The sequence below is a fragment of the Flavobacterium sp. ASV13 genome, from assembly GCF_000745775.1.
In the GTDB taxonomy this organism is placed as follows: domain Bacteria; phylum Bacteroidota; class Bacteroidia; order Flavobacteriales; family Flavobacteriaceae; genus Flavobacterium.
Genome location: NZ_JQJY01000004.1, coordinates 18,422 through 34,009, shown reverse-complemented (window position 1 = coordinate 34,009; position 15,588 = coordinate 18,422). Strand labels below are relative to the sequence as shown.

The following is a 15,588-nucleotide window of genomic DNA, read 5'->3' as shown; positions in this document are numbered from 1 at the left end:
TTGAATAGTAATATTTAATTCTGCTTCAAACTCAATCCCATCGGAACCATTAAAATTCCTTTTTCATAAATGTTTAAATAAAGTATCACAGGCTTTTTCTGTCCTTCCCAAGTTAATTCATAAACATTTAAAAATCCTGCACCCATATCGCTTCTTTTTGTTGGAAACGGACAACATGTCTCTAATCGTTTATAAGTGATTTTTTCACCACTTGGGCCAGCAAGCGCATTTAGAAAACGAGTTTCATTCAAAGCTTCGTCTTTAGTATTTCGGTAGAAAATATTTACGGGATAATCGGGATCGTAGCCATATTTTTTGTCTTTGGCAAAAAGTGTAATGGCAAACGTATTGTCTTTCTTTAAAATTAAATCAGGAGCATTATCATCTACATTTTTTAATGTCGATTTTGTACTAATACAAGAAGTTGCACTGATTAATAAAATTAAAAAGATGAATATTTTTTTCATGGTTATGCTTTTTTGGTCATGCAAATTTAAAAGGTTTTTCCGTCACTGCTAACAGCTATCAGATAAATCATTTTTAAGATTTAAAATATAGAAATCTATAAATGTTATTCTGCCTTTTTTGGATTCAGTTTTAATATTCCAATTACAATCAGATATTGTGCCATAAGATAAGTAAGCATAATAAAAAAAGAACTTTTTTCAATTGGTGTGTGGAATTTGTTTACGGCCAAAATACTATCAGAAATGACAAATATTGTTGCTCCTGCGAAAACATATAGGCTTCCTCGTTTTTCCCAAATTAAATAGCCATTAAAAGCAAATAAAAGCATAATTGAAATGACACTTGCATACACAATTACCGGAATTTGCAAATCGCCTAAAGTGGGTAATAAAAACGAAAGCATTCCAATTAAATAAAGGGCAATTACAACACTTCCAATTCCAAAAAATACTAAGTTTCTCTTGATTTGTCTTCTAGTTTGTTTGTTGAACAAAACACAATAAGTAATATGTGAAATAAGAAAAGCAACCAATCCTAAAATAAAGTAAATTTCGCCTAAATCAGTAAAAAGTAAAATCACATCACCTATCCATGAAAAAAGCAGCGCAAGCAGCAGAATATTTTTTGTTGGGAATGTCCTGTAAAAATAAATTCCGAAACTCAATAACGGAATTAAAATTGGTTTTAAAAACAAATCCAAGTTTTCATACCCCAAAAGTAAAACAATGAGGTATACGAGGCAAAATGCGAGGTAAATTTTAAAATAGGTAGCGTTTCTCATAAGGGGTTGAGTGAGTTTATGGTTTGGTTTTGGTTATTTTTAAAATCAACGGTTACAAAATATATTGTGGTTAAAAATGATAAACCCAAATAGATTAAAATGACAAAATTACCTAATGAAAAAACAGTATTTAAGCCAAACCAGTCACCATTGTAAATTATAATTGCTGCAGCAATACTAAAACGAAATCCTTCCCAAAAAACGGCATATTTGCTTTTGTCCATTAACTCGCTGTAGCTATAAATTGTTATAAAAATAAAAAATCCGTAAATGAAGATGTTTGGCAAACCAATTTTGGCAATATTGTCAAAAAGATAACTCACAAACAAAAGCGTAATCAAGACTTGTGCAACCGACCAATAAATGAGTTTTTGAGAGTTTTGAGTTCCATATTTTTCAAAATCAAAAACATTTTCGATTTTATTTACGGGATATTTTTCTTCAAAATTTTCTGGTCTCCAGCCAGTTGGTTTAAACCAAATTGTGAATTTGTCTTTCCAGTTTTCGGCACGCCACGCATCTTTGATAAGTAGCGTTAAATGCTGAAAGTTGATTTTAATTGGATTCCAGGTATTTGCCGGTCTTGTAATTCCGAAAACCGGTGGAACCTCGTCTAATTCAGCTTGGAAAGTACCAAACAGTTTATCCCAAAAAATAAAAATCTGCGAATGGTTTTTATCTAAATATTCCGGATTTATAGCGTGATGGACGCGATGATGTGATGGCGTCACGATAATATGTTCCAAAAATCCCATTTTGTTAATGTGTTTGGTGTGATACCAAAACTGCAAAAATAAATGCAAAGGAAGCGTAATAGCAATTACAGAAGCCGGAACTCCCAAAAGAGCTGCGGGAATCAGCAAAAAAGTAAACAGATTTACTAAACTTGCAATTGGCTGGCGAAGTGCACAGGCTAAATTGAATTCTTCACTGCTATGATGAATAGCATGTTTGTTCCAAAGAAAATTGATTTGATGTGCTAAACGATGGCTCCAGTAACCATAAAAATCAATTACAAAAAAGGCAATAAAATAGGAGAGAAAACTTGGTTCTAAATGTTGTAAAGCGATTTTAGAAACCAGCCATTCATAGGAAAGAAAAGTAATGCTAAGTCCCAAAACATCTTTTACCGAATTAGTGATTCCGGAACTGATGCTCGATACACTGTCGATTAAAGGGGCAGTGTCATTTTTTTTATAAATGCCGTAAATTTTTTCAATAATAATTAAGGCCAAAAAAATAGGCATCGCAATGATTAATATTTTTCCGTATTCTTCCATAAAAAAAGCATTCTATTTTATCCAAATATAGAATAAAATAGAATGCTTTTTAAATTATTTGCGATTAAACAATCTCGGCGCTCAATCCAGCTTCTAAAAGTTGTGTGCATTGCGGTTTTAACTTGTCAAGCGGACCCGTTTTTACAGTGCATTTTCCGTTGTAATGTACAATTAAGGAACATTGTTCTGCTTGTTCTGCGGTATGGCTGCAAACACGCATTAAAGTATCAATTACATGATCAAAAGTGTTTACATCGTCATTATAAACAATAATTTCGTTATTAAAAACTGTTGCTTCCTTCTCGCGAACTCTTTCTTTTACTTTTTCTTTAGTACTCATCTCATTTGGTTTTTGTACTTCGTAACTTGTGACTAATTTACGTATTTTAATGAAACCCAATTATTTCTTTGAAATTTTTTAACATACGTTAATCGTTTTTCAACGCAGGATGCATCGATAAATGGAATGTCTTCTTCATAGAAACCGCTGAATAATATAATTCCTTTTGGGTTTAAAGAATCAACATAAGCTTGCATATCATTCAATAAAATATTTCTGTTGATATTGGCAATAATCAAATCGTATTTTTTACCTGCCAATAAAGCTGCATCGCCCTCATAAACGCTGATATGTTTGCAATTATTGCGCTCAGCATTTTCTATAGAGTTTAAATAACACCAATTATCAATATCAATTGCATCAATTGGTTCAGCGCCTTTCATTTCGGCTAAAATGGCCAATATAGCAGTTCCGCAACCCATATCAAGAGTTTTCAGGCCTTTAACATCCATTTCTAATAAATGCTGAATCATCATGTGAGTTGTCTCGTGATGACCAGTTCCAAAACTCATTTTTGGTTCAATTAAAATATCAAATTCGGCGTCTGTTTTTGGATGAAAAGGAGCACGAACATGACATTTTCCGTCTACATCAATTGGTTCAAAATTCTTTTCCCATTCTTCGTTCCAGTTTACCTGATCGATTTCTTCAATGGTATATTCAATTTTAAATTCTTCAGACTGTAAAATATAAATATCATCCAGAATATTTTCGTCCCATAAATCTTTCTTCACAAAAGCCGAAATTCCGTTTTCTGTTTCTGTAAAACTTTCAAACGCTTTTTCGCCTAATTCTGCCACTAAAATTTCTGATCCTAGTTCTTTTGGCTCAATCGTAAAATGATATCCTAAATATATATTTGACATAAAAAAAATTTTTGCAAAGGTAAGAATAGAAAGCAGAAGTTGTCTAAAAAACTAAAAGAACATTCTTAATTTAAGAATAATTTAAAACATAAAAAAAAAGCGACACATAATGTATCGCTTTGTATTTTGGTTTGCCACAGATTAAAAAGATTAAAATGATTTTTAATATTGAACTAAAAAAATCTGTGAAAATCCTTTTAATCTGTGGCAAAAAATAAATTTAGATAGCAGTTACAATTGCTAAGAAATCGTCTGCTTTTAAAGCAGCACCACCAATTAAACCTCCGTCAACATCTGGTTTAGAGAAAATTTCTTTAGCGTTGTCTGGTTTAACTGAACCACCGTATAAAATAGAAACTTCATCAGCGATTTCAGCTCCAAAAGCTTTACGGATAACTTCTCTGATAAATTCGTGCATTTCCTGAGCTTGTTCTGGTGAAGCAGTTTCTCCAGTTCCAATAGCCCAAACTGGTTCGTAAGCCAAAACAATTTTCGACCAAGATTCTTTTGCAATATGGAAAACACCATCACGTAATTGGTTTTCAACAATATTGAAATGATTTCCAGATTGGCGATCTTTTAATTCTTCACCAAAACAGAAAATTACTGTCATGTCATGTTTTAAAGCAGTATCAACTTTGTTTGCGATTAATGCATCAGTTTCGTGGAAAATAGCTCTGCGCTCTGAGTGACCTAAAATTACTGTATTAACACCAATGCTTGTCAACATATCTGCAGAAATTTCTCCTGTAAAAGCGCCACCTTCAGCTTGGTGAACATTTTGAGCAGAAACTCCGATAGTTGTATTTTTTAATTTTGTAGCAGCAGCTTGTAAGTTTACAAAAGTTGGCGCTACAATTACTTGTGCATTAGTTTTTGCTGGAATTTTAGCAATTAATTCGTTCAATAATTCTTCAGTCTGTGCAGCATTTTTATGCATTTTCCAATTTCCTGCAACAATCGATTTTCTCATTTTGGTAGTTTTTATTATTCTTTTAATTTTTTGTTTTTTAAAGTAATTTTTAAGCTTGTTTTAAGCCTTTCAAAGCTTCATTGATTTTATCAAAATCAGTTTCAATAGCACGGTAAAGCACTATATTTCCTTTTTTATCAACGATGATGTAACGTGGAATCCAATCTAAGTCGATCGCTTTTCCGAATAAGCCTTTCATACCGTCATTCATCATGTAATGATCGCCTTTTAATTCATGTTTTTCGATTCCGGCTTTCCATTTATCAGCTGTTTTATCAGCAGAAATGAATAGATAAGATACATCTGGATTATTGGCTTGCAATTCTTTTACTTTTGGCATTGCTTTTACGCAATCTCCACACCATGAAGCCCAAACTTCAATAACTAAAGTTTTACCTTTGTATTTTTTCAAAATGCTTTTGAAGGCAACCTGGCTTCCATCTGAAGCTAATAATTTTTCAGACAAGGCTTCTTTTGAAAATTCTTTTTTCTGAGCCTGAGAGCATGAAAATGTAATAAACGCAATAACGACTAGGGCTAATTGTTTCATATTATATTAAAATTATTTTTAATTAGTACTGAATTCACAAAGTTAAACAAACAAATTGAATGCCAATTGTACATTAACAAAATTTGAAGAATCGTTTATTTTGTAACAAAATGTGAAATTTGGGTTACAAAAAATAGAATGAAATCGTAATAGTTAAGGCTAAAATCCGGTAAATTTTTAATTGGATTTTATAACGGATGAAAAAACAAGTAAAAATTTGATTTTAAGCAGGAGTTTTGAAGCAAAAAAACGTCAGCTTTTCAATAAAAAAAGCTTTCAATAATTCAATTTACTGAAAGCTTTATTTTTAATTCAAATCATAATTTCCATTTGCCCATTTTTTGCTTGGCGCAATCCAGTTATCGGCAGCTTTATATAGAAATCCGTGTTTTAGTCCTGTATTGAGTTCAATTTCTTTAAAGTGATTTATTTTCAGTTTGGAAGTTTCTTTCCTTTTGATTGCTGAAACACCATAAACATCTGATTTTTCATAAATCGTCAAAATATTTCCACAGAAATTAATCTCTGGGAATTCTTGAATATCTACATCTCTGAAACAGCCAATAAAAACAAAATTTACGTTGGGATTGGCTAAATAAGTAGAAACAAATTGCGCGATATAACCGCCTTTTGAAGTTCCTATTACAGTTATTTTATCTGGTGAAACGCCTTTTTTTAATAGTGTTTTTATTTGTTTTACAATCTTTTCAGCGTATTTAGAGGCATTTGTATTTTTCTTTCTGATTTCGCTGTAAACAATAAAATTATCTTTTCTGAAAGAAGCCAAAATTTCGTTGTATTCAGCTTTTCCATATTCAGGATGTGGAACATTTAATGGATTTTGCTCTACATATGCATTGTGTAAAAAGAAGATATAACGTTGATCTTTGTTTGATGTTTGAGTTTGGCTGAAACTTACTTGGTTGAATAGAAAAGCCGCTAAAAAAGTAAATAAAAACTTTGAGATTTGTTTCATAGAAATGTTTGGTTTCTTACAGTTGGTTTAAACAAATGTAAGAAAGAAAACCGTTCTGGAAATACTTTTTATTTAGCTGATTGTTTTACAATTAATGGCTGCGGAGTATCATTGTAAAAACTCAAAACTTCTTCTGCCTCTTTTTTAGAAAGGTATTCTAAATTGGTGTTTTCTAAAGTTTCTTGAGAACTCATCATAGAACGAGATAAAATCAGTTTAAAAACTTCTTTCTTTTCATCTAGATTCTTTTTGTTTTTACTAAGATAGCCTTTGTATGCGTCTGCCATCTGCATCCAGATTTCGATTTCATTTTCGGGGTGTAAATCTCTTTTAAAATCAGTTATAGTTTGCTCTAAACTGCTTTTGTCAACTTCCGCAAAAATGGTATGAATAGTTTTGATTTTTTCAATTTGTTCTGGAGTTAAATCTGAAACAACTTCATTTAGGTTAATATTCTCGGGATTGATTTTTATAGTTTTTTCCTCTTTATTCTGGCAAGAAATAAACAGAACTAAAAATAGGAGATAAGCAAATCTTTTCTTTCCTGTAACACGATTAAAAAGATTTAGAATCACAGGAAAAATTACAAAGCTTATCCAAATTATAAATTGTCTGGAAACAAACTCATAGTAATAGTTTAAATAGAAAACAGAACCTATAAGAACAATGCAGAAGATAGAATCTAAATAATTTACCTGTTCTTCAGAATATCGATCAATATGTTCGTCTTTGAGTTCTCGTAGTTCTTTAAAATATCTTGAATTGAAAAACCTTTTCCATCTTGGCAGAAAACCAATAAGCATCATAAAATTCTGAATCATATAAATACTTGAAATTCCTAAAAGAAAATATTGAATTGCAATGTATATTGCCTGCAAAATATCATTTGAATTGATAATGTTTTGATTATAAATTGAATTTAAATTATCTACGGCAAAAAACATCATGATTATTGAGCTCCAAATACTTAGGATAAGTTTGTTTCTGTCTGATAAATAAGTTCTTGTAAAGGCATGAAAAAAAGAAAATAATGAAAATAAAATACCAATAACCATTATGGTTTGGGAGATTATGTTGTCAAAGTTGATTAATCCGTTATCAGCTACCCAGTATATCATGGCAATCGAGAGAAATAATGTTATGCCCTCGGTTAATTTTGGTGTTATATTTCGTTCATTAAATATGCGTGAATACATAACGTAAAAGACAAAAAAAATAAAAGGCCAAAACGTAAGACTTCTATCCAAAATGAATGAAAGATTACAATCTGATTCACCAACTATGGTGCATAAAAAAACACCAAAGAAAAATATAAAAACAAAAGAAATGATTCCTATAAGAACTGATGTTGTCCATTTATTTGATATTCTTTTACTTTCAAAAATTACACCAGCAATTAACGCCAAAACCTGAAGAGAAACTAAGTGTGTACCAGAAGATTTGTGAACAGAATAATCATAACCGGCATAAATAAGTAAAAATACTATAAATGAAAAAAGGAAAGGATTTTCATAAAACGTTTTGGTCAAATTTTTTCTTATCGCAGTTATCATTCTATTTTGTTTTTAATTGGAATTGGTTTAGTTTGATTTTCAAAAAATAACGCCAATATATCTAAAAAAAAATAGAAATATTGGCGTTATTTATATTGTTAAGATTTTTTAAATCCCATAAGCAACATCAGATAACTTTAAATCATCAACATCGTTGTAATGTACTTTTTGAACTATAGTTCCTTTGTGTAAAACCACAATGCTCGGATTTGCTCTTTCAACTGTTTTTAAAGCTGTTGCATCACAGAAATAAAAATCAACATTCAAGCCATATTGTTTTTTAGCTTTTGCAATTTCTTCAGTTCCAGAAGCCGTCATTCCAATAACTTTATAACCTTTAGCTTTTGCATCCGCAGCAACTTTTGCTAATTTTTTCATTCCTTCCGGATTTGATAAAGCTAAATCGTAAGTAACAAAAATGACTAATTTTGGTTCTTTCAATAATTCTTCTTTATAATCAGAATCGTCTTTTGTCATCGTGAAATCGTGAATTGGCGGTACAAAACCTTCAGTGATTACTTTGTCTTTTCTATCCACGAAAGTGGCACCTTCGGGAATATTCATTAAATCTTTTTCGGTAAATTCTTTGTCAACGCCGTTTACTTTGTAAATGAAAATCATTTCTACAACCGATTTTGGTGCGCCTTCCGGAATTTCCATTCCTTTTTCGATATTCGTTCCCACTTTATACGGACGGAAATCTTTGATCGGATTATGGTTTAAAACCCAAACTGCCATGAAAACGCATAAAACAATGCTTAACAAAGTAAGAATGTTGGTCACCATTTTTGAAAATAATGGTTTTACTAATTTTTTATTGATGAATAAAATCAGGATAAAGAATAGCAAAACAACATCTTTTGTAAAGGATTGCCAAGGTGTTAAGTGTAAAGCATCTCCAAAACATCCGCAATCTTTTACTACATCAAAATAAGCAGAATAGAAGGTAAGAAACGTGAAGAAAACAATTAAAAGCAATAATGCCCAAATGGTCAATTTTGATTTATAGCCAACTAACAACATTACGCCTAAAACTACTTCCAGAATAACTAAAAAGATAGCTAATCCTAAAGCCAATGGCTCTAAAAATGGCATATTGAAAACCGGCTCGCTGAAATATTCTGCTAATTTATAAGAGAAACCAACAGGATCGTTTAGTTTGATTAATCCGGAAATGATAAATAATACACCGACAAATAAGCGGGAGAATTGGGTAAGGATGTTTTTCATAACAAATATTTAAGTATTAAAATTCTAAACTCCAAGTTTAGCATTGGAATCTGAAATTTCTTTTTTGGAATTTGATTTATTTTATCGGATTTAGAATTAATGCAAAAACAGAATAATTAATCATATCCTGATAATTAGCATCAATGCCTTCAGAAACTAAAGTTTTTCCTTTATTATCTTCAATTTGCTTAACGCGAAGGAGTTTTTGCAGAATCAAATCGGTTAAAGAACTCACACGCATATCACGCCATGCTTCTCCGTAATCGTGATTTTTTGCTTCCATTAAGTCTTTTGTCAGCTTTACTTTAGCGTCATATAATTCAGTTGCTTTTTCAACGTCAAGATCCGGCTGATCAACAACACCTAATTCAAGCTGAATTAAAGCCATGATTGAATAATTGATTATTCCGATAAATTCTCCTTTTTCATCTTCATCCACTTTACGGATATCGTTTTCTTGTAAACTTCTGATTCGTTGCGCTTTTATGAAAATTTGATCAGTTAGAGAAGGAAGTCTTAAAATTCTCCATGCACTGCCGTAATCTTTCATTTTATTGATGAATAAGGTTCGGCAAACCGCGATAACATTATCAAATTCTTGGGAAGTATTCTTCATTTATATGCTGTATATTTGCTTAAATTTTTCCAAAAATAAGGATAATTTTTTAAGAGTTTCAAGTTTCAGGTTTTCTTTGTTCCAAGTTTTTTCTAAACAAAGTGTTAACGGTTATAACTTGAAACTCGAAAGTAGTTTAAAAAGTTTCAGGTTTCAGGTTTCAAGTTCCAGAACTTGCGCAATCTGCATCAACTTGAAACTTGAAACCTGAAACAAAATAAACAAATGACAATTAACTGCAAAGGCGAACTTATAGATTTATCGATTCCTAAAGTAATGGGGATTTTAAATGTTACGCCAAATTCTTTCTTTGATGGAGGAAAATATAAAAACGAAGACGAAATTATTTCGCAAGTTGATAAAATGCTTTCCGAAGGTGCGACTTTTATTGATATTGGTGCTTACTCAAGCAAACCAAGTGCCGAATTTGTTTCGGAACAAGAAGAAATTGACAGAATTGTTCCAGCCATAGAATTGATTTTAAAGCATTTTCCGAAAGCTTTATTGTCAATTGATACTTTCAGAGCCGAAGTTGCAAAAGCGAGTATAGAAAGCGGCGCAGCCATTATAAATGACATTGCGGCGGGAGAACTTGACAATAAAATGTTTGAGGTTATAGCAAAATATAACGTTCCGTATATTATGATGCACATGCGCGGTAATCCGCAAACGATGCAGAGTTTGACCCAGTACGATGATATTTTAAAAGAGATTCTTTTTTATTTTTCGGAAAAAGTAAAAAAGGCAAGAGCTTTAGGAATCAACGATTTGATTCTCGATCCAGGTTTCGGTTTTGCCAAAACAACCGATCAGAATTATGAAGTCATGCAAAAAATGGAACTTTTTAATTTGTTGGAATTGCCAGTTTTAGCTGGAATTTCAAGAAAATCAATGATTTATAAAACGCTTGATATTACAGCGCAGGAAGCTTTAAACGGAACTACGTTTTTGAATACAATTGCTTTGACAAAAGGTGCAAAAATTTTGCGTGTTCATGATGTGAAGGAAGCTGTGGAATGTGTTACCTTGTTTAATAAAATCTACGTTTAATAATACTAAAATTAAAATATAAACAATGAGCTATACCAGTTATTCGATAATAATACGAGAAAAAAAAGATAAATTATCAGATTTAAAAAGCATTGTCACTGCTAATTTTGAATTGTATAATGTTAGAGAGATTTACACTCCTTTTTCGGGAATTGTCTGTCAGGCTGATACAAGTTTTGAGAGTGATTTAGTGCAGTTCTCAGAAAAAATTATAGAAAAAGAAATAGCTTATATCGAAGTAGATTGTTTTGGTGGAAAATGTTCTTCGGAAGGCTTTATCATAAAAAATGGTGTTAAAGTTTTTGAGCAGGATTTCCATCATTCAGCTCATAAATTTTTGCTTCAAAAGTTAGATCCTAATTTTGATTCTTGGTTTTATTATCCTTTTAGAAGGGACTTTTTTATAGATAAAGGAGGGATAAATGGAGATATTCTGAATTTTACATTTACAGTATTATGTTTTACTCTTTTTAGTGATTTTGATGGTAATAAAGATTATATATTTCGTTTTGCAGATAATGAGGCTCTTCTAATAAAAGAAAATTGTTTTGAGCTTTATTTCATGAAGGTTAACGATCAATGGACTAAAGTTTTAGGAAGGATTTTTAATGACAGTGAAGAAACTATTAATGATATTAAAGACTTGCTAGAAGATACTTTTTTAGGCATAGAATATAATTTTAATATTGACAATTTTGAGACTGGTGAAAATTTAAATCTCGCATCGATTGGTGAAGATCTTAAAAAGGAATGTACATCAAAGAGTTATAGAGCAGATGCATTTAATGTTAGACCATTTGAATATAGTCAGCCAATTGAAAATGATAAGAAAGCATTAGAAATAGATAATAAACAAAATATTGGTTTGAAAAGAATTTATGAAGGGGAAGAAGATTATAAAGATGAAAAAGAGGATACGCCAAAGTCGTTTTGGAAAAGTATTATTGATTTTTTAAATGGAAAATAAACATGATTTCACTTTTATGAAATATTTCACTCTAATCATTGCTTTTATTCTTTTCTCCTGCGGAGAAAAAAAAGACGTTTTACTTCCAAAATCAAGCGTTACAATTGTAAAAGACGTTCAGGATCATTCGCCAATTTACATCTTTTTTAAAACCGAAGGGAAAGACACAATTGCAGATGTAAATCGAAAAAACAGCATCATTTCCACCAATTGGATTTTCAATATCGACAAACGTTTGCCTTTAAAATTACTAATTCCGGAAGTAATAAAATTACAGAAAAAAAAGCGTGGCGACAGCGCGCATAAAAATGAAAATGCACAAAATTATTATTCTTACGCTGATTCAATCGGAAAGAATTTAGCTTTTTTGCCTTTCACGAAAGTGTATTATAAAATGGAAATTGCGAATAACAGAAGCCAGCTGTATTTTAAAAAGAACGGAATGGTAAAATACAGTGGAAGAAAAACCTATGATTTTCCAAAAAGTAATTTAAAACCATTTTTAGATAGTTTAGTTATCAATCCAAAAGCTCAAATTACATTTTCATATGATAAAAACATGAATTATGAAGAATATATTCAATGCAAGATTTTAGTAAAAACTATAATTGATAAAAAGATTCCATTCGTTTTTATAAATGAAGACGAAGAATTCATTTTTTAAAAACTGCGATTAAACAATTAAACAAATCAACGATTAACCATTATTGATGATGATAAGGTTCATTTCGTAAAATCGTAAATCCGCGGTACAATTGTTCGATAAAAAACAAACGAACCATTTGATGTGAAAACGTCATCAGCGAAAGCGAAACTTTTCCTTGCGCTTTTTTATAAACCGTTTCAGAAAAACCATAAGGACCTCCAATAACAAAAACTAACGTTTTTACACCAGAATTCATTTTCTTTTGCAATTCTTCAGAAAAACCAACGCTAGAGAAAGTTTTTCCGTTTTCATCCAACAAAATCAACTGATCTGTTGCAGAAAGTTTTGATAGAATCAGTTCGCCTTCTTTTTCCTTTTGCTGACTTTCAGACAAGTTTTTTACATTTTTGATATCAGGAATAATCTCCAAATCAAATTTGATGTAAAAAGACAAACGTTTGGTATAATCGTCAATCAAAGTTTGAAGCGATTTATTATCTGTTTTGCCGATGGCGATGAGTTTGATGTTCATGTCTATTTTTTATTTTGAAAAACCGTTTCAAAATGTTCTACAATTGGAAACGGTTCATAATAATGATGCAAAATCTTTTTCCATTCTAAATATGCCTCAGAAGTTCTAAAAACGATTGTATGATCTTCTAGTGTATTCCAATCAACTAATAAAAGATATTTATTTTCGACTTCAAGACATTTTTCTAAACGATGTCCTAAATAACCTTCGATTGATGAAATATATTGACTTGCTTTTGTAAAATCAGCTTCAAATGTTGATGCTAATTCTGGTTTTATAAAAAGATATACGGCTTCTATAATCATAATTGTAAATGTTTTTTCACGCAGATTTAAACAGATTTAAGCAGATGTTATTTTTGATATTTTATTAATAAAATCTGTGTTTATCAGCTTAAATCTGTTTAAATCTGCGTGCAATTTTCGCAAAGATTAGTTTTTAGAAAACTTCGCTTCAAAAGTTTTAAAACGATTATCTAAATCTTTAATCAATTGTTTTTTAACCGATTCATCTTGGATAAAACTATAATTAATACTATTGTAAACATATTGTTTTATAGTCGCATACGAAACGTCCTGATATCTTTTGGCCAATAAAACATATTGCTCCGTCATATTACTTCTTAAAATTCCTGCATCGTCTGTACTGATTACAATTGGCACATTAAATTCTTTGTAAAGCGTAAACGGATGTCTGTTCTCTTTTACTTTTAAAATGAATTCGTTACTCGCTAAATTAATCTCAATCGGAATATTGTTTTTCGACATATATTTTAATAAATCATACGAATTCGCTTCGTAAGCGATATCAACGCCATGACCAATTCTGTTGGCTCCGGCAACATAAATGGCATCGTTAATATGCCAAGTCAATTCTTCTGGCTGAACCAAACCTAAAGTCAATTCGCCCGCGTGAAGCGTGTATTTTACATTCGGAAATTTATCGTGGCAGTATTTAAACATGACCATGTGAAGCCAATAATCTTTCATAGAAGTCTGTCCGTGCTCCGGAGAAACAATATTTACTCCTGCAGTCAATTTGCTTTCGTTAGAAGAAATAAAAGCGATAACCAGATTTTTGAATAAATCTACAGGTTCCATAAAACGAAGCACAAAGTTTTGATAACGCATTGTGAATTTTTCGTCATCAATTTTTAAGTCTTTGTGAAGTTTTGCTAAGAAATTTGTATTGAAATCTTCGGCGTATTTTTTGGCATCTTTTTTCTGAAGCGATTTGTATAAATCGTCTAAAAGTTTTAGAACTGCTTTTTCATCTTTTTGAGAAGATGCCTGACGCAATTTTGAATTAAAATCCGATAAATCTGAAACATTCATATCGCACGGAATTGTAGATAATTGTGTTTCAATATAACTTACATTTTCGGCAACGGCACGCTTTTTCAATTCGAGCATTCCTTCAGCAAAATGTCCTGGAATTGTCGGCTCAAATTTCATAAATGAATCAAAAAACTGATCGTCAGAAGGAACTGAACCATTATAATCTTTAATCGACCAAGTTTGCATGATTTGTTGCTCGTAATAATCCAGTTTTTCGAGTTTTTTTATACTATCGAAATTTATCCAGTTTCCTTTTTCAGGTTTTGTTTTTGAAACTGCCAAAGTTTCTAAATTAACATAAAAGTTCTCAGAAATGGCTCTTTCTAAAAGCGGTTCGGCATAAATTGATCCTGAAAAATGGTGGTGTAAATCGCCTCCTTTTGGCATTTGTTGAAAAAAAGCTGTTAAGAGAGCTTCATTATTTCTGATTTTTTCTAAATAACTTTCAGCAGTTTGAGAAAAGCCGATTTGTGCTATAAAAATACAGAAAAGCGTAATTATCCTTGTCATACTCTAAGTTTAAATTACGCGCAAATATACGAGTTTTCGGAGAAATTTGAAAATTGAATTTTGTTACGTTGATTTTAACCGCAAAGAACGCAAGGTTTTTTATATACTAAAACTTAATATAAACGCAAAGTTCGCAAAGCTTTATCTAAAAAAAAACTTTGCGAACTTTGCGCAATCCTTTTGCTCCCGATAGCTATCGGGATTGCGGTTAAAAAAGCTTAGCCCCTTTAAGAAAAAAGTACATCATGTATTTCAGGAACCTTATCAAAAACACTTTTAGCAAAAGGACAAAGCGGAATAATTTTTAAATTATTAGCTCTCGCATATTCTACAGCGGCCATAACAAGTTTTTTACCAACACCTTTTCCATTAAAATCGGGACTTACTTCCGTGTGATCAATTATAAATTTTGAGTCTCCGGCCCATGTATAAGTCATTTTTCCAGCTTCTTTTCCGTCTTCTATTGCTTCAAAATAACCTCTTCTTGTATCGTTTATTTGTTGAATTTCCATGTTTTTAAATTAATGTGGTTTTGATTTCGATTGAATTTGTCAGTGTTTTGTGAATTGGACAGCTGTTTGCAATCGTTTCCAATCTTTGTCTTTGCGTTTCGTCAACTTCGCCGATTACTTCAATTCTTCTGGTAAATGAGGTACAATTTCGCTCTGAATCTCTTTCAAAATCAATTTTGATATTGATTTCTTCAACATTCCATTGCTTGCGATTAATGTACATTCTTAAAGTAATTAATGTGCAAGATGCTAATGATGAAGCCAAAAGTTCAGTAGGATTTAACCCTAAATTTTTTCCTCCAAGTTGTTGTGGCTCGTCTGAAATTAAGACATTTCCACTTGCCGATGTAATTTCCGTGCGATACAAACGTGTATCTATTTTTGCTGAAATTGTATCCATA

Annotated in this window: 19 protein-coding genes; 3 read left to right on the top strand and 16 right to left on the bottom strand. The window is 31.2% G+C overall.

Going from position 1 to position 15,588, the window contains the following annotated elements:
• Nucleotides 1-14: 14 nt before the first annotated feature.
• From GQ47_RS10745 to GQ47_RS10695, 11 genes are all read right to left on the bottom strand, one after another.
• On the bottom strand, nucleotides 15-467 hold the full coding sequence (locus GQ47_RS10745) for a hypothetical protein (RefSeq protein ID WP_035648289.1): 453 nt from the start codon (nucleotides 465-467) through the stop codon (nucleotides 15-17).
• 104 nt (nucleotides 468-571) lie between these two features.
• Entirely contained in the window at nucleotides 572-1,249 is a 678-nt protein-coding gene (locus GQ47_RS10740; protein ID WP_035648287.1) for a lysoplasmalogenase, read from the bottom strand.
• Complete coding sequence (locus GQ47_RS10735; protein WP_035648285.1) at nucleotides 1,246-2,529, bottom strand: sterol desaturase family protein; 1,284 nt, start codon at nucleotides 2,527-2,529, stop codon at nucleotides 1,246-1,248. Before GQ47_RS10735 ends, GQ47_RS10740 begins: the two co-directional genes overlap by 4 nt.
• A gap of 64 nt (nucleotides 2,530-2,593) precedes the next feature.
• The gene (locus tag GQ47_RS10730; protein WP_035649330.1) at nucleotides 2,594-2,869 is read right to left on the bottom strand and encodes an ATP-dependent Clp protease adaptor ClpS; all 276 of its coding nucleotides are present in this window, start codon (nucleotides 2,867-2,869) and stop codon (nucleotides 2,594-2,596) included.
• Nucleotides 2,870-2,901: 32 nt separating this feature from the next.
• Complete coding sequence (gene prmA / locus GQ47_RS10725; RefSeq protein WP_035648282.1) at nucleotides 2,902-3,735, bottom strand: 50S ribosomal protein L11 methyltransferase; 834 nt, start codon at nucleotides 3,733-3,735, stop codon at nucleotides 2,902-2,904.
• Between the two features lie 220 nt (nucleotides 3,736-3,955).
• Nucleotides 3,956-4,708, bottom strand: coding sequence for a triose-phosphate isomerase (gene tpiA / locus GQ47_RS10720; protein ID WP_035648280.1), 753 nt, complete (start codon nucleotides 4,706-4,708; stop codon nucleotides 3,956-3,958).
• Nucleotides 4,709-4,757: 49 nt separating this feature from the next.
• Nucleotides 4,758-5,258, bottom strand: coding sequence for a TlpA family protein disulfide reductase (locus tag GQ47_RS10715; protein ID WP_035648277.1), 501 nt, complete (start codon nucleotides 5,256-5,258; stop codon nucleotides 4,758-4,760).
• Nucleotides 5,259-5,565: 307 nt separating this feature from the next.
• Nucleotides 5,566-6,234, bottom strand: a complete 669-nt coding sequence (locus GQ47_RS10710; protein ID WP_035648275.1) for a hypothetical protein — start codon at nucleotides 6,232-6,234, stop codon at nucleotides 5,566-5,568.
• 68 nt (nucleotides 6,235-6,302) lie between these two features.
• Complete coding sequence (locus GQ47_RS10705; RefSeq protein WP_035648273.1) at nucleotides 6,303-7,787, bottom strand: hypothetical protein; 1,485 nt, start codon at nucleotides 7,785-7,787, stop codon at nucleotides 6,303-6,305.
• Between the two features lie 108 nt (nucleotides 7,788-7,895).
• Entirely contained in the window at nucleotides 7,896-9,017 is a 1,122-nt protein-coding gene (locus GQ47_RS10700; protein WP_035648270.1) for a BT_3928 family protein, read from the bottom strand.
• A 76-nt stretch (nucleotides 9,018-9,093) separates the two neighbouring features.
• Nucleotides 9,094-9,633 carry a DUF1599 domain-containing protein gene (locus tag GQ47_RS10695; protein ID WP_035648267.1) on the bottom strand — a complete coding sequence of 180 codons (540 nt, stop codon included), beginning with the start codon at nucleotides 9,631-9,633 and terminating at the stop codon, nucleotides 9,094-9,096.
• Nucleotides 9,634-9,858: 225 nt separating this feature from the next.
• Between GQ47_RS10695 and folP the strand changes: the two genes are divergently transcribed.
• From folP to GQ47_RS10680, 3 genes are read left to right on the top strand one after another with little or no spacing between them, the layout of a single operon-like run.
• Nucleotides 9,859-10,683, top strand: a complete 825-nt coding sequence (gene folP, locus GQ47_RS10690) for a dihydropteroate synthase (protein WP_035648264.1) — start codon at nucleotides 9,859-9,861, stop codon at nucleotides 10,681-10,683.
• 25 nt (nucleotides 10,684-10,708) lie between these two features.
• Nucleotides 10,709-11,650 (top strand): hypothetical protein, encoded by a 942-nt coding sequence (locus tag GQ47_RS10685; protein WP_035648261.1) that lies wholly within the window; start codon nucleotides 10,709-10,711, stop codon nucleotides 11,648-11,650.
• Nucleotides 11,651-11,666: 16 nt separating this feature from the next.
• Nucleotides 11,667-12,314 carry a hypothetical protein gene (locus GQ47_RS10680; protein WP_035649328.1) on the top strand — a complete coding sequence of 216 codons (648 nt, stop codon included), beginning with the start codon at nucleotides 11,667-11,669 and terminating at the stop codon, nucleotides 12,312-12,314.
• Nucleotides 12,315-12,354: 40 nt separating this feature from the next.
• Here the strand turns inward: GQ47_RS10680 and rlmH are convergent, their stop codons facing one another.
• The 5 genes from rlmH to GQ47_RS10655 form a co-directional block, all read right to left on the bottom strand.
• Nucleotides 12,355-12,828: a 23S rRNA (pseudouridine(1915)-N(3))-methyltransferase RlmH gene (rlmH, locus tag GQ47_RS10675; protein ID WP_035648259.1), complete on the bottom strand. Its 474-nt coding sequence runs from the start codon at nucleotides 12,826-12,828 to the stop codon at nucleotides 12,355-12,357.
• Between the two features lie 2 nt (nucleotides 12,829-12,830).
• Entirely contained in the window at nucleotides 12,831-13,133 is a 303-nt protein-coding gene (locus GQ47_RS10670; RefSeq protein WP_035648257.1) for an antibiotic biosynthesis monooxygenase family protein, read from the bottom strand.
• Nucleotides 13,134-13,259: 126 nt separating this feature from the next.
• Nucleotides 13,260-14,675 (bottom strand): amidohydrolase family protein, encoded by a 1,416-nt coding sequence (locus GQ47_RS10665; protein ID WP_035648255.1) that lies wholly within the window; start codon nucleotides 14,673-14,675, stop codon nucleotides 13,260-13,262.
• Nucleotides 14,676-14,902: 227 nt separating this feature from the next.
• A complete protein-coding gene (locus GQ47_RS10660) occupies nucleotides 14,903-15,187 on the bottom strand; it encodes a GNAT family N-acetyltransferase (protein WP_035648252.1) in 285 nt (94 codons plus the stop codon).
• Between the two features lie 4 nt (nucleotides 15,188-15,191).
• Nucleotides 15,192-15,587 carry an OsmC family protein gene (locus tag GQ47_RS10655; RefSeq protein ID WP_035648250.1) on the bottom strand — a complete coding sequence of 132 codons (396 nt, stop codon included), beginning with the start codon at nucleotides 15,585-15,587 and terminating at the stop codon, nucleotides 15,192-15,194.
• Nucleotide 15,588 lies beyond the last annotated feature (1 nt).